Origin of the sequence: Eubacterium sp. BIOML-A2, assembly GCF_009680135.1 — a bacterium.
Lineage (GTDB): Bacteria > Bacillota > Clostridia > Lachnospirales > Lachnospiraceae > Faecalicatena > Faecalicatena contortus_B.
In genome coordinates this window covers 425-22,412 of sequence record NZ_WKZK01000013.1, presented here as the reverse complement: position 1 = coordinate 22,412, position 21,988 = coordinate 425, and the positions used below count along the sequence as shown (strand labels likewise).

Below are 21,988 nucleotides of genomic sequence, written 5' to 3'. Positions count from 1 at the left end.
AGGGTGAAATAATTTTAGAAGAAAGGAAAAAATGCAGGCACACCGATCACCCTGTGTGTATGCATCTTTCAACTACAAGCAGGCTTGTGCTTGAAAGTCTTGGTACAAAATATGAAACAGGTAAAATGGGCGGTCGTTGGCACAGGCTATATCGCCAATGAATTTGCAAAAGGGATGCAGGAAGTAGAGGATGCCGTGCTTGCGGCAGTCGTTTCAAGAAGTATCGTAAGCGGAAGGGCATTTGCCCAGAAATATGGCTGCGTTCAGGTGTATACAGACTTTGAGGGTATGCTCGAACAGGAAGAGATCGATGTTGTGTACATAGCAATTCCGAATGACTGCCATTATGCATATATCATGGCGGCGCTCGACAGAGGAATCCCTGTTTTGAGTGAGAAGCCGATGGTAGATAATCTGCGGCAGCTGGATGATGTGTTCAGAAAAGCAGAGGAGAAACAGGTCTTTGTGATGGAGGGAATGTGGACAAGATGCTTCCCGGCGGTAATAGAAGCCAGGAATTGGATAGAAAAAGGCAGGATCGGAAAACCTCTGGCCGTACACGCGTCTTTTGATATCAAACCGGACATTGACGACTGGCAGCCGTGGAAAGGCGGTGTGCAGCATGCTGCGGGAGCACTCAGAGATGTGGGGATCTACTCGCTGGCGATGGCTTATCTTGCATTCCCGGAGGGGCCTGTTCAGGCTTATTCCACAATGAAGTCTAACGGGGAAGTGGATGAGAGTTTCCATATGCTGCTGGAGTACGAAGATGGCGGGGCCGCATTTGTTGGAGGTGCATTTAATCAGGTAAGTACACCTGAGACGGAAATTGTCGGGGAAGAGGGCAGAATCATAATCGGTTCAGAGTTCTGGCATCCGACTACGGCTACACTGGTCATGAATGATGGTACTAAGGAAAAGTATATGGAGACATATCCCGCCTCCGGCTTCCAGTTTGAGATCAGGGAAGTACAAAAGTGCCTTAGAAACGGTGAGTTGGAATGCCCGCATTTTACCTGGGAAGAAAGCAGGAAGATAGCAGCCTTAATAGAAAATACAAGAAAAGACTGGGGCATTTATTACAAGGCAGACACGGAAGGAGAAGTTTAGGACATGAAGGGCGCAATCAAACAAATCTGTGTTCTGGTAGATGATCTGGATGCAGCAATGAAAAACTACTGGGAGAAATTTGGAATAGGGCCATGGGATATCCGACATTTCACGCCGGATACCGTCAGAGATTTTTATGTACATAACAAACACATTGAAACGGGATTTGATTTCATCTGTGCGGTAACCTGGGAGGGAGATGTAGAGTATGAACTGATCCAGCCGGTCGAAGGACCGAATATCTACTGGGAGTATCTGAAAAAATACGGAAGCGGCCTTCACCATTTTAAAATTGTGATTCCGGATGATGAAGAACTGAAAGCATATGTAAAAGAACTGGAGGAGAAAGGGCTCAAGGTGATGCAGACGGGGTGGATCGACAACGATGTACACTATTATGTGGATTCTCACGAGCAGCTGGGCCTGACACTCGAGCTTGGAAACGGAGGCAGAATCGGCGAGGCCCCGGAAGTATATCCGGCAAAGGATGCAAAGAGACCAGTGTCCCACAGGCAGAATATCAAGCAAATTGCAATTGTCGTGGACGATGCAGAAAAATACATGGAGAATTACGCTTATTATCTTGGAATTGACGGATGGGATGTGAGGCATTTCACACCGGAGAAGTTAAGAGACTTTAAGGTGAACGGCGCGCACATTACAGAGGGATTTGATTTTATCTGTGCAGTGAAATGGGTTGGCGGCATGGAGATCGAGATCATACAGCCCATAAAAGGAGATAACATTTACTGGGATTTCCTTGAAAAGCATGGCCCCGGGTTCCATCATATCAAAGATGTATACCCGGATGAGGAGATCAAAGAGGAATGCAGGAGACTGAGCGGATACGAAGTCCGGATCATGCAGACGGGATGGATCGATGGAGACAGCCATTATTACATGAGCACAGAGAATCTCCTCCACATGATCGTGGAATTCGGCAATGGCGGCAGGATTGAAGCGCCGGATTACGTATACTGCGCAAAGAACGGGAAATGAGAGAGTCATCTCTGGTTTTAAGCAGAGGATTCAGAGAAGCGGGCTGGGAAGGGTTTCCCGCGGACCGCATCTTCAGGAGAAAAGTAAAAGAACAGGAGCGATAAAATATGAAAAAGAAAATCGTAAGTCTGGTATTAAGTATGGCAATGGCGTCAGCACTTTTGGCAGGATGCGGCAGTGTCGAGGATTCCGGTAAGGATTCCGGCAGTAAGGCAGAGAGCGGGCAGACAGAGGATAAAGCAGATATAAAAGAGGATGGAAATTACACGATTGCAGTAGTACCAAAGCTGACGGCGCTGGCCTGGTATGAGAGAATGGAAGAGGGCGTTGATGAGTACGCAAAAGATAACGGTGTGGATGCATTCTTCACAGGGCCGTCCGAGGCAGACGGCGCGCTGCAGGCACAGTGCATTGAGGATTTAATCTCACAGGGCGTGGATGCCATCTGTGTAGTACCATTTTCCACGGAGTCACTGGAGCCGGTATTAAAGAAAGCCAGGGATCAGGGCATCGTAGTGATCACACATGAGGCTCCGGGTATGACCAATGCAGATTATGACATTGAGGCCTTCAATAACGACGAGTACGGCAATCACCTGATGGAAGCGCTTGGCGATTCCTGCCAAGGGAAAGGCGAGTATGTGCAGACGGTAGGAGCACTGACAAGCGCGTCTCATATGGAATGGGTGGCGGCAGCGGAGGCAGTGCAAAAGGAAAAATATCCGGATATGAAAAAATACGGAGACCTTATCGAGACATCCGACGACCAGGATACCGCATACAATAAAGTGAAAGAAGCACTGACGGCGAATCCGGGAATCGTGGGAATCCAGGGCTCCGCAATGCCGGACGTTGCAGGCGCCGCACTGGCTGTTGAAGAAATGGGAATGTCAGGAAAGATTAAGATCGTGGGAACGGCTCTTGTTTCCAATGCGGGTGAGTATGTAAAGAACGGCACCATTGATATGATCAGCTTCTGGGACCCGGCCCTTGCAGGAAAAGCCATGGTAGAGACGGCCGTAAAGCTCCTCAATGGCGAAACAATCGAAGACGGTGTTGATCTTGGTGTGGAAGGTTACAACGAGATGAAGCTGGATGGAAATATTTTGATTGGAAATGCATGGATTGATGTGACGAAAGACAATGTAGACGATCCAGCATATGATTTCTGATTCACGGTTAAAAAAACAGGGGTGGGAGGTTCTCAATGGAGCGGCATCCCACCTATTTTCATATTTATCAGCAGGCTGCATTACTTAACAGCTTAGACACGGAGTACTCAAAAGAAGTGGAAGAGAACTATGGATAAAATATTTCTGAGATTAGAAAACATTAAGAAAACATTCGGCGGCGTCCAGGCGCTTAAAAACGTGGAATTGGAAATCCGGGCCGGTGAGATCCACTGCCTTGCAGGAGAAAACGGATGCGGAAAATCAACGCTGATCAAGGTGATTTCCGGCGCCCATGACTCGACAGCAGGATCCATTTATATTGAAGGGGAAAAGATAGAGAAACTGACACCCATTGATTCGATCCGAAAGGGCATCCAGGTGATTTACCAGGATTTTGCGGTCTTTCCCAACCTGACGGCAGCCGAGAACATTGCCATGAATCATGCTCTTCTGACTGGTGCGAAGACTATGAACTGGAAAAGGTCCAGGGAGCTTGCCATCCGTGCAATGGAACAGATCGGCGCCCATATGGATCCGGATGTCCTGGTGGAAAGGCTTTCCATAGCCAATAAACAGATGGTGGCGATCTGCCGTGCGATTATAAATGATGCCAAACTGCTGATTCTGGACGAGCCGACAACGGCGCTTACCCAGAAGGAGGTCGGCATGCTCAACACCATAATAAGGAATCTGAAGGAAAAGGGCATGGCAATCGTGATTGTCAATCACAAACTGGATGAAATCTATGAGATCGCGGACAGGCTGACCATCTTAAGAAACGGTGAGAACGTGGCGACCGGGCCGATTGAGGAGTTTGACAGAAAACGGTTCATCAAGTGCATGACCGGGCGCGATGTGGATGAGGTGTATTACCGCCCCGAGGGCAGCAGAGAAGTCATTCTGAAAGTGGAGAATCTTACGAGAAAGGGTGCATTTAAGGATGTCAGCTTTGATCTGAAAAAGGGCGAGGTTCTTGGCATCACAGGGCTTCTGGGTTCCGGCCGCGGGGAACTGGGAGACGCGCTGTTCGGCATTGCTCCGGCCAGCGGGGGAAAGATTACGCTGAATGGAAAGCCCGTATCCATTAAGTCCATAGGGGATGCCATGAAAGCGAGAATTGGATATGTACCGGAGGACCGGCTTACCCAGGGACTTTTCCTGGACTGTACAATCCAGGAGAATACCGTGGCCGCATCCATTCGGAAATATCTGAAAAAGGGCAGGCTGAACTACCGGGAGATGTATGACGCGACGCAGGCATGGATCCGGAAAATCGGCTGTAATGCGAAGTCGCCGAAACCGCTGATCCGGACTCTTTCCGGAGGAAATGCGCAGAAAATGGTCATTGCCAAGTGGCTGAATACCAATCCGGCGCTGCTTGTGCTCAACGGCCCCACCGTGGGTGTGGATATCGGTTCTAAGGCAGACATCCATAAGATACTGAGGGAACTGGCGGAGCAGGGCGTTGGAATTATTGTGATATCGGATGATGTCAGCGAGTTGATACAGAACTGCAGCAAGATTTTGATTATGAAGAACGGCAAGACCGCCGGCAGCATCAATTCAAAGGAATTGGATGAGACAAGGCTTTCCCGGCTGCTTACAGGTGAGGAGGAGACAGTATGAAAGACAGAATAAAAAGAGGGCTGACTGCAAACGAAATGATTGTCGTATACATTATTGCCGCCCTGTGTATTCTTATTGGGGCTGTCAATCCGGCATTTGCAAGTGCATCCACGGTGGTTTCACTGCTGCGTTCCATGCTGGTAACCCTGATATTCGCAGCGTTTGAAATGATGGTTATCATTTCCGGCGGAATCGATGTTTCCTTCCCGGCTGTAGCCAGCTTTGCAATGTATGCAACGGCAATGATCATGAATGCAGCAGGGCTTAACAGTGTGGTGCTGGCTTTTATGATAGCAATCGTGATCGGTATGCTGTTTGGTTTTCTCAATTCCGTTCTGGTTGCACGACTCGGAGTTCCGCCGCTGATTGCGACGCTCGGGGTGAGCAGTGTGGCAAACGGGGCCACGCTGGCATTCCTTGGCTCCAGGGAAATCAACCGTCTTCCGGAGAGCTTTGGAAGATTGTCTAAAGTATTCATTTATGAATATGTGGGAGACAGCGGAATTACATATCAGTTGACGGCACTGATCCTGATACCGGTTGTGATCTATATCGGCCTGTGGATTCTCCTGAAATATACCATGCTGGGCCGTGGCATCTATGCGGTGGGCGGAGACAAGAATGCAGCCAGAATTGCAGGCTTTGGGGTTGTATTTATCCAGTCCTTTGTGTACATACTGGCGGGGGCGCTGGCCGGAGTCGGCGGCGTGACTTATATGATCCTGATGCGGCAGGCGCATCCACAGGTTTTGATGGGAACAGAGATGATGGTGATTGCGGCGGTTGTCATGGGCGGCACGAGAATCACAGGCGGGCACGGTTCCATATCTGGGACGATACTGGGCGTCACGCTGATAGCCCTGATTCAGAACAACCTGATCATGCTGGGGGTTCCGACCTATGCACAGACATTTGTGGTAGGGCTTTTGATCGTAGCCGGTACATCCATCACCTCACTGAGAACTAAGAAAATACAAAATAGTGTGAAAATATAGGAAGGTGGCACGATGGAAAATATAAAAAGCAGACTGAAAAATTCAGATAAAAACAGCATGATGCTATTGCTGATTGCCGTCCTTATTTTTGGAGTCATGGCAGTCCTGGCGCCTTCTTCCTTTCTTGGCATAAAAAATATCCAGGGAATGTGCACACAGTTTCCGGAATTCGGCCTGATTTCATTTGGCATGATGCTGGCCATGATCTCGGGCGGGATTGACCTGTCGCTGGTTGGAATCGCGAATTTTTCCGGGATCACTGCAGCCTATATCATGGTGAAAATGGGCGGAGGCCCTGTGTCTATTCTCCTCGGGTGCATTGCTGCTGTTATAGTGGGGGCGCTCTGCGGCTGTTTTAACGGCTTTATGATCGGATACCTTCAGATCCCCGCCATGCTGGTAACTCTGTGCGGACTGCAGCTGTACACGGGCTGTGGGCTGATGATTACAAAGGGTCCCGCAATCACTGGGCTTCCGGAAGGCTACAGCATTCTGGGAAACGGCACACTGGCTAGGGTACCGATTGCATTTATTCTTTTTATCCTGGGCGCCCTGCTTGTTTCCTTCCTGCTCCGTTCAACCGTATATGGACAGCATGTGCGGTATATGGGAACCAACTCTATGGCGTCACGGTACAGCGGGATCAATAATCTGGCGGTTACGATCAAGACGTATGCCGTATCCGGTGTGCTGGGAAGCCTGGCCGGATTGATCATGGTGTCCAGATACAATTCTGCAAAAACAGATTATGGCAGTTCTTATACACTGCTTTCCCTGCTGATTGTCGTTCTGGGCGGAACAAACCCGGATGGGGGAAAGGGCAGCGCAGTTGGGGTGCTGCTGTCTGTAATCGTGCTGCAGCTGGTGTCCAGTGCGTTCAATATCATGCGTGTCGATTCCTCTTTGAAAACATTTGTCTGGGGGGGGATACTTATAGTAGTCATAGTAATTGGGCAGATTGGGGGAAGAAAGCGGGGGCGGGAGTGAGATGGGACGCTCTGCGCCAGGCTTGCCGGGAAGGCTGCGGGGCTGTGTATGTCCTTTCCGTATGCACCCGTGCTGCCAACTGATTCTAAGAGATAATAATGCCGGGAATGTGGGCACGGGATGACACAGCGAGAGAAATTTGATAATTTCTCTCACTGGGTCATCCGGAAACATGATTCGGAATCATGTTTCCTCCCACATTCCCGGCATTATTTTCTCTAAGCATCAGTAAGCGCACTCTAGCATACGGAAAGGACATACACAGCCCCGCAACCTTCCCGGCAAGCCTGGCGCAGAGCTGGTGCATCCTGGCGGGAGGAGAGGATGGTTCTTTCATTTTTAGAGAGTTCTGTCGGGGGCAGACTATGGAAAGGCTGCACGTTGGGTCTTGATTATAATAGGTGGTATTTTGGTTAGTTTTTATTATTTCCTTGGAGGGAGTGTGGATCTGTTGAGGGAGCGAACTTGTTATAGTACCTCATGGAATCTTCAGGGGTTAAGGAGAAGCCTTTTGACAGTTTGGTCAAGATGGTTTCCTTACTGTATCCTTCTTCTGTATAATCTTTTACTAGTACTTTGATTCCTTTCTCAAGCCCCTTCCCAATTCCTTCTTGATATAAGTCATCCAATGCTTTACATATAGTTATGGTTCCTCCTTTTTCCGTAATTGACGCTTTTAGATGTTGCGCTGATCCCAGCATTGTGCGAACGGCATTATAGGAATCCTGATCGATTTGTGCGAAATATGAGTTATGATTCAGCACATAATCTTTCATATCCTCTTTGGTTTTCTATATTTTAACATGTCAAATATGATCTGTAAATCAGTTTGAAAACACTCCAGGTTTTCTAATTTTTTCGGATCTATCAGGTTGATTCTGTAATTTGGGACATACTTCTTCAGCATTTGGCAGTCTTTCCTGTCTATCCCAAGGAGTCCGTGCAGATCCAGGCTGCCATCCCAGTCCTCTTCGCCGTAGTAAAAAACAATATTCAGGACTGGCGATAATAAATCCATTTTTTTCAGCCCGGAAAGAAATTCAGCCGATTCTTTTAAATCCTTTTTCATTATTTTCTTTTCTGTTACAAATAAAATATCTATAAAATCACCCCAAAGGATAACCTACAAGGAAACGATTTGATTGTATATTTCAGATATACGAAGTATAATTGACGAAGGAGGGAATGGAATTGGAGTATTTAACATCAAATGAAATCGCAAAAAAATGGAATGTCAGCAGCAGAATGGTTGCTTACTATTGTAAAGCAGGAAAAATTGTGGGCGCAATTATGAGGGGGAAAACATGGCTGATTCCTGCTCACGCAGAAAAGCCGAGTGACCACCGTTATCGAAAAAATAAGATGATGGTTCAGGACAATCCAGAACTTCAAGGCGCCTTGCAGAGCATTAACAAGCTGGATTCAGATAACAGCACTGTTTACAGAGCAAAGGATTTATATCAAAATCTTGGCCTTACGAGGGAAACCCTGCGTTACTACGAAGAGATTGGATTGATTGCACCGGAACGGAATCAGAGCAGCCAATACCGGGAATTTACCTTTGAAGATGTTTCCCGCCTGATGTCCATTGACTTTTATAAGAAACGTGGGTTTTCGCCGTTAGAAATCCGAGAGTTGACAGCAGCCGGGAAGCATAGCGATTTAGACGTGCTGGATAAAAAAATCAGCGATATAGAAGAAACGATTCGAGCCGGACAGCGGATTCTGGGGCGGCTGGCAGAGACAAAAGCGTTCTGTGAATATGCCGCACAGTCTAAAAAAGTATTCTCAGTGAAGGAACTTCCGCCCTATTGGGTTTTGGAAACCTTTGACGCGGTATCCTCTCTGAAAGAGTATCAGGAGCGGGTACTAGTATCGCTGGATTTACAGGAAGAAGATATTTTATCGAACCTGGTGCGTGTCGTTACCTTTGATTCAGCCGGATATAAAGGCACGAAGATGTGTCTGGTAAGTAAGGCTTCTAATGAAAGAAAAGCGGCGGGAAGATTGACTTTGGAATACGGCAGGTGTCTGCATACGGTTTTTGACGCGGACAGCCATGACGATTCTCTGATGGAGAAAATGTTTTTTGAAAGCCATACATGGGCCGCTGATCATCAGGAGAGCTTCCGGGGCGTTGTCTATATTTTTGTCCGATTTGTGGAAATGGCTGAATTGGGGGAGCGCAATTTTTACGAGGTTTGGATTCCGCTGAAATAAATAAAAAGCCTATTGACTTGGGGGCTTCCACCACCTTTATACTATTTTATGAAAGGTGGTGGTGCGGTGAAGATCAGAAGCTATGGCAGGGATTATACGCTTGTAGTTGTGGGCCAAATCGTCTCGTTATTTGGCAATGCAATTCTGCGATTTTCCCTGCCTTTATATCTGCTGAGGGAAACCCATCCCGGTCATTGGCGCGGGAATGGTTTCAATGGGGATTGCGATATATTCGAAAAAAGTACTCAAGAAATTAGGAGGAAACAGCGCTGAGACTAAGAAGAGGTGAACGGAATTGAATTTAAAAGGAAAGAAGGTTTTAAGGGTGACAGTGATTCTGTTGGGCACGCTTGTCGCATTCATTGTCCTGTTGTTCATATTGTTGTGGCTCAATAGTCCGGGCAGGATCGAGCCGCAGGCTCATACAAACGGAAAGCCCATAGAAGGCAGTATATCGGAGATCGTGCGGATGCCTATTGGCGGCGTGGAGCAGGGCATGATCATCCAGGGGATAAATCAAGATAACCCCATACTGCTGTTTTTGCACGGCGGGCCGGGAAACCCCGAATATGTCATGGCAAAAGAGGCGGGGGTAAAGCTGGAGGAAGCGTTCACAGTTTGTTATTGGGAGCAGAGAGGAAGCGGCATGTCATACTCCTCCTCGATTCCCAAGGGCAGCATCACGCTGGAGCAGATGGTGTCCGACACCATAGAGGTTACGAATTACCTGCGGGAGCGGTTTGGCAAAGAAAAAATATATATCATGGGTCACTCATGGGGGTCCTTCCTGGGAATCCATGCTGCATATGAACATCCTGAACTATATAAGGCTTACCTGGGAATCGGGCAGGTCGTCAATCAATTTGAATCTGAAAAATTGAGCTATGATGTTCTGCTTGCAGCCGCAGAGGAAAAAAATGACCAGCAGGCCATAGACAAGCTGAAAAAGTATACATTGACGGTCCCCTCCGATGTAACGACGGAGTATCTTATGCTCCGCTCAGATTTGCTGAGTAAATATGGATATGGTGTATACCACATTGCCAAATCCAAAATGGAACTGCTGATGCCTGTTATGAGCGCGAAGGAATATACGATAAAGGATAAATACGGCTATGCAATGGGGGCATTGCTCAGTCTGGAACAGCCAATGAATCAAGCGCAGTATACCACTGATTTGAACGAAACAGTTCCGGCCCTGGAGATTCCCGTGTATATCTTCCACGGGTCCTATGACAGGCAGGTATCCTTCGACTTGTCAAAGGCATATTTTGAACAGTTGCAAGCGCCGCATAAGGCGTTTTATAGTTTTGAAGAATCCGCCCACAGCCCATTTCTGGAAGAGCCGGAGCGCTTCATGGAGATTGTGAGACGGGAGGTGCTGAAAAACGAGGGTTGTGCGCTCTACGGCCTGACGGCACCATCCGGTTCCATCATGTGGTGCTTGTAGAGAACTGATGGTTCAGCTTATGCCTGAAAACTATCGGGAGATTGAAATTTTCCTTGACTTTGAAACAGAAAAGGTTGTTACACTTGGGGAACTTACTCCCGATTGGTGGATATGAACAATTTTGATTAAGGAGTACAATGGCCAGAAGGGTTTAGTTGAACTTACAGTCACATCAAACATGACGCCTATATGTCGTGCTTGGTGTGCTATAATAAGCGCATTGAACAATGCAGCGGTATCTAAATTAGGCAAAGCTATGAAAATGGTTGTAAATTGCTTTCTTACTTCTGGTATGACTATGAAAGAAACTTCTGCAAAAATGGACGTTTCTATAGAGGATTTAACAACGCTGCTGAACAGTTAACTTCTCAATATAACAGGAAGCTGAGAATTATAGAGAAGTTGACAAATCAGAATTGCAAAGGAGAATTAACAATGAAAAAAATCGGATTAGGGATTTCAATATTACTCTTCGCTATCGTAATCTCTCTTTCTTCATCAGGAATGGGATTGCTTACTATGGGGATTGGTATTGTAGGATTGATTTTTTCACTCATTGGATTTATGGAACATGAGTAAACAAATTCCAGTTTGGCGGAAAAAAACTGAAAATTGTTGGTATAAAGAAATAAAATGCGTGGGCTGCAGTGTATGCACGACGCTGTGTCCAATGGGCAATTTGTCAGTTGAAAATCAAATGGCGGTACATCACAATCGATGCACCATGTGTTATCGCTGCATCAGTCATTGTCAGCATCAGGCGATTACGCTGTTAGGCGATACCTTGCATGAACAATGCAGAATTGAGAATAACCTGTAACGGGTAAATCAGGCGATTATATTTTGCGGCATTTTATGGAGAAACGCCGGTTAGATCGGAAAATAGTTGATAAAAGCAGGAGGATAATTATATGTCACGAATATCAAACATTGAAATTAAACAAGAGCCGGAGCATTACACGCTAACAATTCGTAAGACGATTAATTTTATGAAAGACTATTCAGATTTTGCAATGCAGGCGTTTGCGTTGACTGGCGATTACTTGAATGAAATGAATGTATATCCCATAAGCGGCCCCGTTGTCTGCTTCCATAATCAAGAGCTGGAAAGCCTTGATGTGGAAATGGGTTGGCAAATTGCTCAAAAAATTGAGAATAGAGATATTATGCTATGCAATATGATACCAACCCGAAAGGTCGTATCGGCAATTGATTTAGGCCCTTATGAGAAGCAAGACCCTACGCTGATGGATATATTTGAATGGGTAAAAGAAAATGGGTATGAACCGCAAGGCTCAATTTACTATTATTATTTGAATGATACTGAACGGCCAGAAGCAGAGTATCTCACTCAAATGTCAATGCCAATCAAACAGGCAGACGAAGAATATGGAAGCTGCGGTTGCGAATTAGACCCAATGTATAAAAGAGCTTTAGAATTGATTTAACAGCACTTTCAATTCCGGTTTAAAGAGAAGATGATCTGATTCAGCATTTGGCAGTCTTTCCTGTCTATCCTTTCATTTCGCCTCCTTTTCCTAAAAACATCCCGCTTGACATACAAAACCCAATGCCGTAAGATTATTCTTGATGTATTGAAAAGTCTGCATTTCAGCGCATTGCAGAGAAAAAGCAGATTTGAGGCAAGCAAAACTAAAGAGAGGTTTGAGAGTGAAATGAAAAGAGAAAAGTTTGGTTCCAGGCTGGGATTTATCCTGATATCAGCAGGATGCGCCATCGGTCTGGGTAATGTCTGGCGGTTCCCCTTCATTACGGGGCAGTACGGAGGGGCTGCGTTTGTATTGATTTATCTGTTTTTCCTATTGGTTCTGGGGCTGCCGATTATGGTAATGGAGTTTGCCGTAGGGAGAGCAAGCCAGGTGAGCGCTGCCTTATCCTTTGACAGGCTGGAGCCTGAAGGGACAAAGTGGCACTGGTATAAGTACGGTGCAATGGCAGGCAACTATCTTCTGATGATGTTCTATACGACAATCGGAGGCTGGATGCTGCTGTATTTTATTAAAATGGCAGGCGGCAGATTCGAGGGTCTGAACGCAGAAGAGATTGCCGGTGAGTTCGGCGCGCTGACCGCCCGTCCGGTTCTTATGGCTGTCTGCATGATCATTGTAGTAGCACTTTGCTTTGGAATCTGCAGCAAGGGCCTGCAGAAAGGCGTGGAAAAAATCACGAAAGTGATGATGCTGATTCTGCTGGCGCTGATGATTATACTGGCAGTACGTTCCGCAACTCTTGAGGGTGCAGGAGAGGGTCTGCGTTTCTATCTGTCCCCTGACTTTTCAAAGGTAAAAGAAGCCGGGATTATGGATGTGGTATTCGCGGCCATGGGACAGGCGTTTTTTACCCTGAGCCTTGGTATTGGAGCGATCGCCATATTTGGAAGTTATATAGATAAGAAGAGAACCCTGACAGGAGAGGCTGTCTGCGTTACGGTTCTGGATACATGTGTGGCCCTGGTTGCAGGCCTGATTATCTTCCCTGCGTGTTTTGCATTTGGGGTAAAGCCGGACAGCGGGCCAAGCCTGATCTTCATTACCCTTCCCAACATTTTCAATTCCATGAGCGGAGGGCGGATCTGGGGAACTTTATTTTTCCTCTGCATGTTTTTCGCAGCCGCCTCGACAATCATTGCAGTATTTGAAAATATCATATCCTTTGCCATGGATCTGACGGGATGCAGCCGTGGGAAAGCAGTGCTCACCAACTTGGGAGCGATTATCGTCCTCTCCCTACCATGTGTACTGGGCTTCAACATCTGGAGCGGCTTCGCCCCCATGGGTGCAGGCACAAACGTACTGGACTTTGAAGACTTCCTCGTAAGCAACAATCTCCTCCCTCTGGGCAGCCTGATCTACCTCCTGTTCTGCACCAGCCGCATCGGATGGGGATGGAAAAACTTCTGTAAAGAAGCCAACACAGGCGCCGGAATTAAATTTCCAAAATGGGCCAGAATCTATGTTTCCTATATCCTGCCCCTGGTGGTACTGTTCATTTTCGTACAAGGATACTGGTCACTGTTCCATAAATAACGGATATAAAATGAAAAAGTTTTATAGCAATATGTGCGTATTTTATAAGGTGCCGCATTCGACCGCCTGTTCTTTCTAAAGATTTACCCAGAGCGATTATGTTGAAACCGCCGTGCTTCTTGTGTGGAAGCCTTGTTATTACGGGCGTTTACGGGATCTTTAGAGAGATATGATGTTGTGTTTTGGGGAAGGTGAGATGGATAAGTTTCCGCAGTTAGTGGGATGAGGTAATGCCAGATCGCTCAAAAATAAGGGCTTTGTTGAATAAAAGACGCAATCAAACAAAACCCTTATTATTTGGAAAAAGATATACTAAGAGGCCAAACTCAATACAAGTTAACGAATACTTAACCTATGTAAGTGTAAGGGGATATAGTTCAATTAGTATATTGATTTAAATGTACCATTAAAAAATGGGAGCCCGCCCGTGACTCCCTTACTTGATACAATAGTATCTTCGGCACCCGTCCGAAGATTATTGTAATAATATTCATATGTATAACTAATGAAAAATATACTTAAATTATAATAATAAAGGGAACTCACTCGTAGTCACCTTATTTGAAAAATAATAATATTACCCCGCCCGTGAGTAATCTTCTTGTATTCTTATATTAGCATGAACTAGATGTTTTGTCTACGTATTTTTTGAATGTTTTTCTAAAAAGTTTTCCAGAGCCTTAATATCTGAAAAATCGAATTTATCTAAAAGAGCCTGATAGTTAGCTAGAATTAGTTGGTAACTGGCTATCTCTTTATTTAAATCGTTTCTTATATTTTTCAACTTTTCTATGTATTGAAGTTTATCGTTAAAGGTATTCTGCATGGTTTGATAGTAATGATTTAAGTCGAGGGATAATGAAATTGCATAATCAATTTTTTTCATTTCATCAGGAGTAAGATTTACTACATAATCACCAAGCCGTGCTTTGCTGATACATACAATATTACCTAGGAGTACATTGCCGTCTAATACTACATCACCGTTAGAGTCCAATTTATCTACAATTGGAATAACAATCGGCAAGGATGAGGTTGTATGTGTGATAGGTGCTACTATCGTGTTAGGTGAAGATTTATTTGCAGAGTTATGCTGTAGAATTACACATGGACGGGCATTTGTCTCCTCCCCATAGGCGACTTTAAATGACTTAGATGCCATTGCTATACACGACCCATAGAGAGCTTAGTAGTCGATAATTGGGATAACAACATTACGCAGAATATCCGCGTTTTATTTAGCCGTTCTCCGCAAATGATCAGCTTTCAGTAAGCCGGCCTTCTTTCCTCCCCACTCCGCGGCAGAACTTCCTCTTTGCACTGGCGTCCCCAACAAAAGTGGGGGTGGAAATGTCTGATAATTTGACGTATAATGTCAATATGGTATAAATAGTATGAAAATACATACATTGAAGTGCTATCATACAGAAAATAACATGACTTCGGGTGGGCGTCCGGAGATATCGGAATAAAAGGGGAAGGAAGGGATTTCATGAATGTTAAATCGCTTCGAAAGAAGCTTGGCAGCCGTTATGGTTCCGCCGTCACGGTTCGGGTGGAGGATGGATGTATCGTCGTCTCCGGGCAGTTGAAGAGCTGGGATGATATCGTGGCGGCATGCTGTATGTGTGTGGACAAAAAGTCCGGCATGCATGTGGTAAATGATATCTGTCTGGAGGGAGCAGAAAGACCTCCTGTGCGGCTTCCGTCGTTTCGGGACCAGTCGCTGGAGGGGAGCCGTCCGGATGTCCTGATCATCGGGGGCGGTATTTCGGGAACGAGTATTGCAAGAGAACTGTCTAAATGGAAACTGGACATTCTGCTTGTAGACAAAGAGGCGGATCTGGCTGTGCAGGCGTCCGGCAGGAATGACGGGGAGGTCCACCCGGGAGTGGATTTGAATAAGGGCAGCCTAAAGCAGCATTATGTCCTGCTTGGCAATAAGATGTATGACAGGGTCTGCAGAGACTTAAGTGTTCCTTTCGAGCGCTGCGGGCAGTATGTCGGTTTCACAGACTGGTGGATGTATCCTGCCGTATGGGCCTATGCCTGGCAGAGAAAACACATATGTAAAGTGACGGATACCCGCATGATGAGCAGAAAAGAACTGGCAGACAGAGAGCCGAATCTGAATCCGGAATTTAAGTTTGCCATGTACAATTCCTCGGCTGGCTGTGTCTGCCCGTACGGACTCACGATCGCCTATGGGGAAAATGCGGTTGAGAACGGAGCCAGGATATCTTTGAACACGGCGGTGCTGGGAATGGAACTGACAGATGGAAAGATCGTTTCCGTGGAGACAAACAGAGGCAGGATTTATCCTGAAATCGTGGTCAACGCGGCAGGAGTGCTTGCCGAAGACATTGCGGAAATGGCGGGCGACAGGTTTTATTCGATTCACCCGAGGCGGGGAACGAACTCCATACTGGATAAGAAGGCCGGCTCTCTTGTGATGGGGATCTCATCCATAAAAACATGGAAGACGAACGCCTCTCACACAAAGGGAGGCGGAATCCTCCACACAGTACATGATAATCTGCTGGTCGGGCCCAATGCGGTAGAGACGCCGGAAAAAGAGAATTATGCCACAAGCAAAAACAGCATTGATGCCGTTTTTGCAAAACAGAAAATGACTGCGAAAGCACTGAGTGAACGGGATATTATTACCTATTTTACCGGCGTCAGGGCCGCGACCTTTGAGGAAGATTTTATTATTGAAAAGGGACATAAAACCCGGAACCTGATCCACTGTGCCGGCATACAGTCACCGGGGCTGACGACGGCGCCGGCAGTGGCGCTGGACGTCGAAAAGATGGTAGTGGAAGCACTGGAAAAGAAGAGGAAAGTAGAGCCCAATCCGGATTTTGATCCCGTGCGCAAGGCGCCTCCGGTTCTGAGCAGGCTTTCTGATGAAGAAAGGAACCACCTAATTCGGGAAAATCCTGATTATGGAGAGATCGTCTGCCGTTGTGAAGAAATCAGTAAAGGGGAAATACTGGATGCCCTGAAGTCTCCGATATGTGTACCTACGGTTGATGGGATTAAAAAAAGGGTCCGACCGGGGATGGGGAGATGCCAGGGAGGATTCTGCATGCCTCTTGTGACGAAGATCATCAGTGAATATCTGCGGGTTCCGGAAGAGCAGGTGAGAAAAGCAGGGGAGGGAACCGAAATCCTTCTGCGCGATACGAAGAAAATACAAAAGTCGGGGGAGGCGGCAGAGATATGAAAGCGTATGATGTCATAATAATCGGCGGCGGCCCCGCAGGTCTGGCGGCAGCCATATCGGCGGATAAGCAGGGGGCAAAAGTTCTGCTGCTAGAGAGAGAGGCAAGGCTGGGCGGTATTTTGAAGCAGTGCATCCATGATGGCTTTGGGCTGGTTCGCTTTGGAGAGAAGCTCTCCGGGCCGGAATATGTGGAACGTTTTCTAGGCGAATTCCGGGAAAGGAAAATAGAAGCAGAGCTTCTGACCTTTGTAACAAAGATGGAAAAGAAGGACGGAGTGTTTGCGCTGACAGCTGTAAACCGGCGGGGTGTGCAGCAGTACATGGCAAAAGCGCTGGTACTTGCCACGGGCTGCAGGGAGAGAACGGCAAAGCAGGTGCAGATTCACGGTACCCGCCCGGCTGGAATTATGACGGCTGGAACGGCCCAGCACTTTGTGAATCTGCAGGGGAAGATGCCGACAGAGCGCTGTGTGATTCTGGGCAGCGGTGATATCGGACTGATCATGGCAAGGCGGCTGACGCTGGAAGGCGCCCGGGTGCTGGGAGTCTACGAGGTGAAGCCGCAGCCCTCGGGACTTACGAGAAATATTATACAATGCCTGGAGGATTACGATATTCCTCTTCATTTGTCCCATACGGTCACAAGAGTATTCGGGGAGGAACGACTGACGGCAGTAGAGGTGGCGGAAGTGGATGAGCATATGAACCCAATAGAATCCACCAAAAAAAGAATAGCATGCGATGCATTAATTTTGTCTGTGGGTTTGATACCAGAGAATGAAATGGCGGAAAAACTGGGGATCAGGCTGGACAGCCGTACAAAGGGTCCTTTCTGCGATAATCATTTCATGACGGAGACTGCAGGCGCTTTCTCCTGTGGGAACGCACTGCATGTCAATGATCTGGTGGACTATGTGTCTGAGAGCGGCGAACTGGCTGGAACTGCCGCCGCAAAATACGCATTTGAAGCATCCTGCGGCGGCAGCGGTACAGCCGAAAAGGCAGCGGAGCTGGAGCTGTCCGTGGATTCTTCCCTGCAGTATATTGTTCCACAGAAGCTGCGCATAGGTACAGGCGGTGAGAAGGTGGTTTTCTATTTCCGCAGCAGGGAGAGTGTTGCAGTTGGAAACTTTGTGTTCACCGTGAATGGAAAAGAGGTTTTTATCAAAAAGTACCGGAATCTGAAGCCGCCGGAGATGGAACGGCTGGAATTGGAGCTGAGCCTGTTCGGGGCAGCGCCGGGCAGCAGGATTGAAGCTGCAGTCCGAAAGGAGGCGGGAGCATGAAAGAGTTAACCTGTATTGTATGCCCGAACGGATGCCGCCTTGAAGCAGAGGAGAAAGACGGAAAATGGATTGTCCGGGGCAACCAGTGTAAAAGGGGAGAACACTTTGCCATAGAAGAAATGACGCATCCCATGCGCACAATCAGCACCACTGTGAGTACGGTTTTTCCGGAAGCGCCTGTGATCTCCGTGCGGGTTTCGGCGGAGATTCCGAAAGAACGGATTTTTGATGTGATGAGGGAAATTAATAAAGTGACGGTCCGGGACAGATTTGCAGCGGGCACTCCGGTCATTAGAAATGTGCTGGGACTTGGTGTGGACGTGATCGTGACGAGCGGTATTCTAAAAGAAGAGAACAGTATATGCCAGAAGGGAGAAGAGCAGCTATGAGCAAGCCGTACAAAGATTTTGAACCAAAATGGGTGAAAACACCTGCGCCAAAGGATAGTTACAGATCTATTTTCCGGTGGGGGGATCCGGAATATGTGAAGTATCCGAAGGAATCCCTTTATAAAATGATGAAACAGATATTTAATATGACGGATGAGGATTTCAGTTCTTATGACGGAGACATTGGGATGGATCCGGTGAAGCTGGACGTTCCGTGTGATCTGGCGCAGGAGCATATGGAAGCGCTGAAGAAAATTGTGGGAGAGGAATTCGTTACCGCGGAGGATTACCCAAGGCTTGCAGTGGCATACGGGAAGACCGGTTATGATGCGGCCAGGCTGAGACAGCGCAAGATTGAAAATCTGCCCGATGTGGTTGTATATCCGGGCACCACGAAGCAGATCGAAGAGATCGTAGCATACTGCACAAAACACAGTATCCCTCTTTATGTGTACGGAGGAGGAAGCAGTGTGACCCGCGGCGTGGAACCGGTAAAGGGCGGAGTTTCCCTGGATATGCGAAAACGCTATAACAAGATCGTCTCTTTCAATGAGAAGGACCAGACAATCACCGTGCAGAGCGGCATGTCCGGACCGAAACTGGAAAGAGCGCTGAATCATGCCCAGAAACTCATGGGTGCAAAACGCGCCTATACTTGCGGCCATTTTCCGCAGTCCTTTGAGTACAGCAGCGTGGGCGGCTGGGTCGTTACCAGGGGGGCAGGGCAGAACAGTACCTATTATGGATGTATTACCGATATTGTGCTTTCACAGAAATATGCGACGCCAATCGGAAATATGCAGACCAGTCATTATCCACGGGAGGCAACCGGCCCGAACCTGAATGAGATTATGATGGGAAGCGAGGGGACTTTCGGCGTACTGACAGAGGTGACGCTGAAAGTGTTCCGGTATATGCCAGAGAACAGAAAACGGTTTTCTTATATATTCAAAGACTGGAGGACCGCCCAGGAGGCGGCAAGGGAAATGATGCAGTGCGAGGCCGGATACTCCTCTGTATTCCGACTGTCTGACCCGGAAGAAACGAATCTGATGCTCCGGCTCTATAATGTAGACGAGACGCCCCTGTGGAAACTGCTGGATACCCGCGGATATGCGGACATGGAGCGCTGCCTGTTCCTGGGATTTACGGATGGGGAGAAGGGATTTTCCGAAAATGTGGCTAAAAATATCCGCAGAATCGCAAAGGAGTACGGCGGAATGAGCCTGACTTCTTTCGTGACAAAGAGCTGGGAAAAGGGCAGGTTTACAGATCCGTATCTCAGAGATACGCTGCTGGACTTTGGCATTATGACAGACACGCTGGAGTGCTCCGTGAACTGGTCCAATATGGGCAGAGTGCATGAAGAGGTGCGCAAGGTCTGCCATGCCCTGCCTAATACGATTGTAACAACGCATATGTCCCACTGTTATCCGCAGGGGGCCAATCTGTATTTTATTTTCATCACACGAATGGACGATGCAGAGGCATTTAAGGCATATCATGCAACTATTCTGGATGCAATTCAGAAGTCCGGGGCAGCCATGAGCCATCATCATGGCATCGGAAAGATGTTCGCACCGTGGCTGGAAGGCCAGATTGGACGCAATGAGTATGGCGTCATCCGCGCCCTGAAGAATTATTTTGACCCCGGATATAACATGAATCCGGGCGGGACGCTGGGGCTGGATCTGCCGGAAGAGGAAAAGCGCTTTTTGAGAGAGGATATTCATTAGGACATCCGGGACTGGTGAAATAAGCGTATCCTTATGGAGGGAAGACCATGGGAGTAAAAGAAGAAAGGATCGTACTGACCTTTGATGTGGGAACCCAGAGTTCCCGCGCTCTGTTGATCAACAACCGGGGGGAGATACTGGGAAAGGGACAGATCAGGCATGATCCGCCCTACATTTCCAGAGAACCTGACTGGGCCGAGCAGGATGCGGACTTTTATTACCGCAGTATCTGTGAAGCTGCGCAGAAATTAAAGGCTGAAACCAGCCTGTGGGATCGGATTGAAGCCGTTTCTGTGACGACGATCCGCGACACGGTTATTTGTGTGGATAAAGTGGGAAAGCCCCTGCGCCCTGCAATCGTCTGGCTGGACAAAAGAAAAGCGGAAGGCGGCCCCAAGTTTTCACAGGTCACACGGATGATGCTTAAGGCCGTAGGGATGGAAGAGACTGCAAAAGTCCAGTACCAGAAAGCACACTGCAACTGGATCATGCAGAAAGAGGCGGATATCTGGGCCAGGACAGAGAAATATCTTCTGCTCAGCGGTTATCTGACATTTCTCCTGACGGGCAATATGACGGATGCAGCAGCCTGCCTGGTGGGGCGCCTACCGATAGACAGCCAGTGCAGGAACTGGCAGCGGAAAGGGGCTCTGACCCGCCCGGTATTCGATGTGGAACCGGATAAGCTTTGCGAGGTCAGGGAATCCGGGGAGCTATTGGGGAATATCACGAGGAAGGCGGCGGAGGATACCGGCCTCAGGGAAGGTCTTCCGGTGCTGGCATCCGGCTCAGATAAAGCCTGTGAAATACTGGGCCTGGGCTGCATTTCCAAGGAGAAAGCCGCCATTGGGTTCGGCACCACAGCCACAATCACATTCAACATCAGCCGCTATCTCGAACCGGAGCGTTTTATTCCGCCTTATCCGTCCGTAATCCCTGGCTGGTACAACCCGGAAATCGAGATTTACAGGGGATACTGGCTGATATCCTGGTTCAAAAAAGAATTTGCCGAAAAAGAGGTAAAACAGGCGGAGCTGCTGGGCGTAACTGCAGAACAGCTGCTGAACAAGCGTCTGAAAGAGGTTCCGGCAGGCTGCGGTGGCCTCCTCTTCCAGCCCTACTTCACACCAAACGTGACGATGCCGGTAGCCAGAGGAGCCATCATAGGATTCTCCGACCAGCACACAAGGATTCATCTGTACCGCGCAATCATAGAAGGCATCAACTTCGCCCTGATGGACGGCATGCGCTTACTGGAAAAACGTTCCGGCCACACATTCAAAGAGATCAGGCTGGGAGGCGGAGGATCCCAAAGCGATGAAATATGCCAGATCACGGCCGACATGTTCGGCATACCGGTCAAACGAATGCAGAGCCATGAGGCCACTGGAATAGGGAGTGCTATGGCGGCATTCGTAGGCATGGGAGAGTTTATAAATTACGAGGAAGCGCAGGAGTCTATGGTGCACCTGAAAGATGTATTTGAACCGGATATGAATCAACACCAAATATATCACGATCTTTATCATGATGTGTATCAAAATATATACGGGAAGCTGGTGCCGCTATACGAAAAGCTGCATGAAATATATCACAAGAAAATCGGGAGTTAGTGACGCGCTTTAGTCGCGGCACGGATGGGGACGCTCCATGAAGGGATAGCCGAAAACCTCCCGGAGAACATCCATGTCCTTTCAAAAATGCGGCCGCGGACCTAAGAAATTCTAGGCGGGAAACAGCCC

20 protein-coding genes are annotated in these 21,988 nt (G+C 47.7%); 17 read left to right on the top strand and 3 right to left on the bottom strand.

Annotation, left to right across the window (positions count from 1 at the left end):
• Positions 1-90: 90 nt before the first annotated feature.
• The 6 genes from GKG43_RS06855 (at position 91) to GKG43_RS06830 (ending at position 6,889) form a co-directional block, all read left to right on the top strand.
• Entirely contained in the window at positions 91-1,110 is a 1,020-nt protein-coding gene (locus GKG43_RS06855; protein ID WP_129878889.1) for a Gfo/Idh/MocA family oxidoreductase, read from the top strand.
• Between the two features lie 3 nt (positions 1,111-1,113).
• Positions 1,114-2,109 carry a VOC family protein gene (locus tag GKG43_RS06850; protein WP_129878888.1) on the top strand — a complete coding sequence of 332 codons (996 nt, stop codon included), beginning with the start codon at positions 1,114-1,116 and terminating at the stop codon, positions 2,107-2,109.
• Between the two features lie 107 nt (positions 2,110-2,216).
• Complete coding sequence (locus tag GKG43_RS06845) at positions 2,217-3,281, top strand: autoinducer 2 ABC transporter substrate-binding protein (protein ID WP_243125830.1); 1,065 nt, start codon at positions 2,217-2,219, stop codon at positions 3,279-3,281.
• Positions 3,282-3,410: 129 nt separating this feature from the next.
• The gene (locus GKG43_RS06840) at positions 3,411-4,907 is read left to right on the top strand and encodes a sugar ABC transporter ATP-binding protein (RefSeq protein WP_129878887.1); all 1,497 of its coding nucleotides are present in this window, start codon (positions 3,411-3,413) and stop codon (positions 4,905-4,907) included.
• On the top strand, positions 4,904-5,902 hold the full coding sequence (locus tag GKG43_RS06835; RefSeq protein WP_050639655.1) for an ABC transporter permease: 999 nt from the start codon (positions 4,904-4,906) through the stop codon (positions 5,900-5,902). The genes GKG43_RS06840 and GKG43_RS06835 overlap by 4 nt, the downstream gene beginning before the upstream one ends.
• 12 nt (positions 5,903-5,914) lie before the next feature.
• Positions 5,915-6,889: an ABC transporter permease gene (locus tag GKG43_RS06830; RefSeq protein WP_129878886.1), complete on the top strand. Its 975-nt coding sequence runs from the start codon at positions 5,915-5,917 to the stop codon at positions 6,887-6,889.
• A gap of 413 nt (positions 6,890-7,302) precedes the next feature.
• Here the strand turns inward: GKG43_RS06830 and GKG43_RS23295 are convergent, their stop codons facing one another.
• Positions 7,303-7,665: a hypothetical protein gene (locus tag GKG43_RS23295; protein ID WP_243125829.1), complete on the bottom strand. Its 363-nt coding sequence runs from the start codon at positions 7,663-7,665 to the stop codon at positions 7,303-7,305.
• Positions 7,662-7,958 (bottom strand): Rpn family recombination-promoting nuclease/putative transposase, encoded by a 297-nt coding sequence (locus GKG43_RS23290; protein WP_243125828.1) that lies wholly within the window; start codon positions 7,956-7,958, stop codon positions 7,662-7,664. The genes GKG43_RS23295 and GKG43_RS23290 overlap by 4 nt, the downstream gene beginning before the upstream one ends.
• A 116-nt stretch (positions 7,959-8,074) precedes the next feature.
• Here GKG43_RS23290 and GKG43_RS06820 point away from each other — a divergent pair, with 116 nt between their 5' ends.
• From GKG43_RS06820 to GKG43_RS06800, 6 genes are all read left to right on the top strand, one after another.
• A complete protein-coding gene (locus tag GKG43_RS06820; RefSeq protein WP_242857609.1) occupies positions 8,075-9,109 on the top strand; it encodes a MerR family transcriptional regulator in 1,035 nt (344 codons plus the stop codon).
• Positions 9,110-9,404: 295 nt separating this feature from the next.
• A complete protein-coding gene (locus GKG43_RS06815; protein ID WP_055153949.1) occupies positions 9,405-10,559 on the top strand; it encodes an alpha/beta hydrolase in 1,155 nt (384 codons plus the stop codon).
• 435 nt (positions 10,560-10,994) lie between these two features.
• Positions 10,995-11,138: a DUF4337 domain-containing protein gene (locus tag GKG43_RS22885; RefSeq protein WP_167702502.1), complete on the top strand. Its 144-nt coding sequence runs from the start codon at positions 10,995-10,997 to the stop codon at positions 11,136-11,138.
• Positions 11,131-11,379 carry a 4Fe-4S binding protein gene (locus GKG43_RS23675; RefSeq protein WP_334291946.1) on the top strand — a complete coding sequence of 83 codons (249 nt, stop codon included), beginning with the start codon at positions 11,131-11,133 and terminating at the stop codon, positions 11,377-11,379. Before GKG43_RS22885 ends, GKG43_RS23675 begins: the two co-directional genes overlap by 8 nt.
• 91 nt (positions 11,380-11,470) lie before the next feature.
• Positions 11,471-12,007: a GyrI-like domain-containing protein gene (locus tag GKG43_RS06805; RefSeq protein WP_070102452.1), complete on the top strand. Its 537-nt coding sequence runs from the start codon at positions 11,471-11,473 to the stop codon at positions 12,005-12,007.
• Between the two features lie 228 nt (positions 12,008-12,235).
• Positions 12,236-13,606: a sodium-dependent transporter gene (locus tag GKG43_RS06800; protein WP_055153948.1), complete on the top strand. Its 1,371-nt coding sequence runs from the start codon at positions 12,236-12,238 to the stop codon at positions 13,604-13,606.
• Positions 13,607-14,243: 637 nt separating this feature from the next.
• Here GKG43_RS06800 and GKG43_RS06795 read toward each other — a convergent pair.
• Positions 14,244-14,768 (bottom strand): type II toxin-antitoxin system PemK/MazF family toxin, encoded by a 525-nt coding sequence (locus GKG43_RS06795; RefSeq protein ID WP_055153946.1) that lies wholly within the window; start codon positions 14,766-14,768, stop codon positions 14,244-14,246.
• A gap of 330 nt (positions 14,769-15,098) precedes the next feature.
• On the opposite strand from GKG43_RS06795, the gene GKG43_RS06790 reads away from it, so the two are divergent.
• Genes GKG43_RS06790 through GKG43_RS06770 form a run of 5 tightly spaced genes read left to right on the top strand, consistent with a single transcriptional unit; the run spans position 15,099 to position 21,859 of the window.
• Positions 15,099-16,835: an NAD(P)/FAD-dependent oxidoreductase gene (locus GKG43_RS06790; protein ID WP_055153944.1), complete on the top strand. Its 1,737-nt coding sequence runs from the start codon at positions 15,099-15,101 to the stop codon at positions 16,833-16,835.
• Positions 16,832-18,121 carry an FAD-dependent oxidoreductase gene (locus tag GKG43_RS06785; protein WP_055153942.1) on the top strand — a complete coding sequence of 430 codons (1,290 nt, stop codon included), beginning with the start codon at positions 16,832-16,834 and terminating at the stop codon, positions 18,119-18,121. The genes GKG43_RS06790 and GKG43_RS06785 overlap by 4 nt, the downstream gene beginning before the upstream one ends.
• Positions 18,118-18,510 (top strand): DUF1667 domain-containing protein, encoded by a 393-nt coding sequence (locus GKG43_RS06780; RefSeq protein ID WP_050639664.1) that lies wholly within the window; start codon positions 18,118-18,120, stop codon positions 18,508-18,510. Before GKG43_RS06785 ends, GKG43_RS06780 begins: the two co-directional genes overlap by 4 nt.
• A complete protein-coding gene (locus tag GKG43_RS06775) occupies positions 18,483-20,246 on the top strand; it encodes an FAD-binding oxidoreductase (protein WP_243125827.1) in 1,764 nt (587 codons plus the stop codon). The genes GKG43_RS06780 and GKG43_RS06775 overlap by 28 nt, the downstream gene beginning before the upstream one ends.
• 47 nt (positions 20,247-20,293) lie before the next feature.
• Positions 20,294-21,859, top strand: a complete 1,566-nt coding sequence (locus tag GKG43_RS06770) for an FGGY-family carbohydrate kinase (protein ID WP_055153938.1) — start codon at positions 20,294-20,296, stop codon at positions 21,857-21,859.
• Positions 21,860-21,988: the final 129 nt, after the last annotated feature.

Excerpts from the sequence above, each read along its gene's own strand:
- GKG43_RS06785 (WP_055153942.1), top strand. The coding sequence starts at position 16,832 with ATGAAAGCGTATGATGTCATAATAATCGGCGGCGGCCCCGCAGGTCTG.
- GKG43_RS06795 (WP_055153946.1), bottom strand. The coding sequence starts at position 14,768 with ATGGCATCTAAGTCATTTAAAGTCGCCTATGGGGAGGAGACAAATGCC.
- GKG43_RS06845 (WP_243125830.1), top strand. The coding sequence starts at position 2,217 with ATGAAAAAGAAAATCGTAAGTCTGGTATTAAGTATGGCAATGGCGTCA.
- GKG43_RS22885 (WP_167702502.1), top strand. The coding sequence starts at position 10,995 with ATGAAAAAAATCGGATTAGGGATTTCAATATTACTCTTCGCTATCGTA.
- GKG43_RS06790 (WP_055153944.1), top strand. The coding sequence starts at position 15,099 with ATGAATGTTAAATCGCTTCGAAAGAAGCTTGGCAGCCGTTATGGTTCC.
- GKG43_RS06775 (WP_243125827.1), top strand. The coding sequence starts at position 18,483 with ATGCCAGAAGGGAGAAGAGCAGCTATGAGCAAGCCGTACAAAGATTTT.
- GKG43_RS23290 (WP_243125828.1), bottom strand. The coding sequence starts at position 7,958 with ATGAAAAAGGATTTAAAAGAATCGGCTGAATTTCTTTCCGGGCTGAAA.
- GKG43_RS23295 (WP_243125829.1), bottom strand. The coding sequence starts at position 7,665 with ATGAAAGATTATGTGCTGAATCATAACTCATATTTCGCACAAATCGAT.
- GKG43_RS06800 (WP_055153948.1), top strand. The coding sequence starts at position 12,236 with ATGAAAAGAGAAAAGTTTGGTTCCAGGCTGGGATTTATCCTGATATCA.
- GKG43_RS06835 (WP_050639655.1), top strand. The coding sequence starts at position 4,904 with ATGAAAGACAGAATAAAAAGAGGGCTGACTGCAAACGAAATGATTGTC.
- GKG43_RS06780 (WP_050639664.1), top strand. The coding sequence starts at position 18,118 with ATGAAAGAGTTAACCTGTATTGTATGCCCGAACGGATGCCGCCTTGAA.
- GKG43_RS06840 (WP_129878887.1), top strand. The coding sequence starts at position 3,411 with ATGGATAAAATATTTCTGAGATTAGAAAACATTAAGAAAACATTCGGC.
- GKG43_RS06805 (WP_070102452.1), top strand. The coding sequence starts at position 11,471 with ATGTCACGAATATCAAACATTGAAATTAAACAAGAGCCGGAGCATTAC.
- GKG43_RS06830 (WP_129878886.1), top strand. The coding sequence starts at position 5,915 with ATGGAAAATATAAAAAGCAGACTGAAAAATTCAGATAAAAACAGCATG.
- GKG43_RS06820 (WP_242857609.1), top strand. The coding sequence starts at position 8,075 with ATGGAATTGGAGTATTTAACATCAAATGAAATCGCAAAAAAATGGAAT.
- GKG43_RS06770 (WP_055153938.1), top strand. The coding sequence starts at position 20,294 with ATGGGAGTAAAAGAAGAAAGGATCGTACTGACCTTTGATGTGGGAACC.
- GKG43_RS06850 (WP_129878888.1), top strand. The coding sequence starts at position 1,114 with ATGAAGGGCGCAATCAAACAAATCTGTGTTCTGGTAGATGATCTGGAT.
- GKG43_RS23675 (WP_334291946.1), top strand. The coding sequence starts at position 11,131 with ATGAGTAAACAAATTCCAGTTTGGCGGAAAAAAACTGAAAATTGTTGG.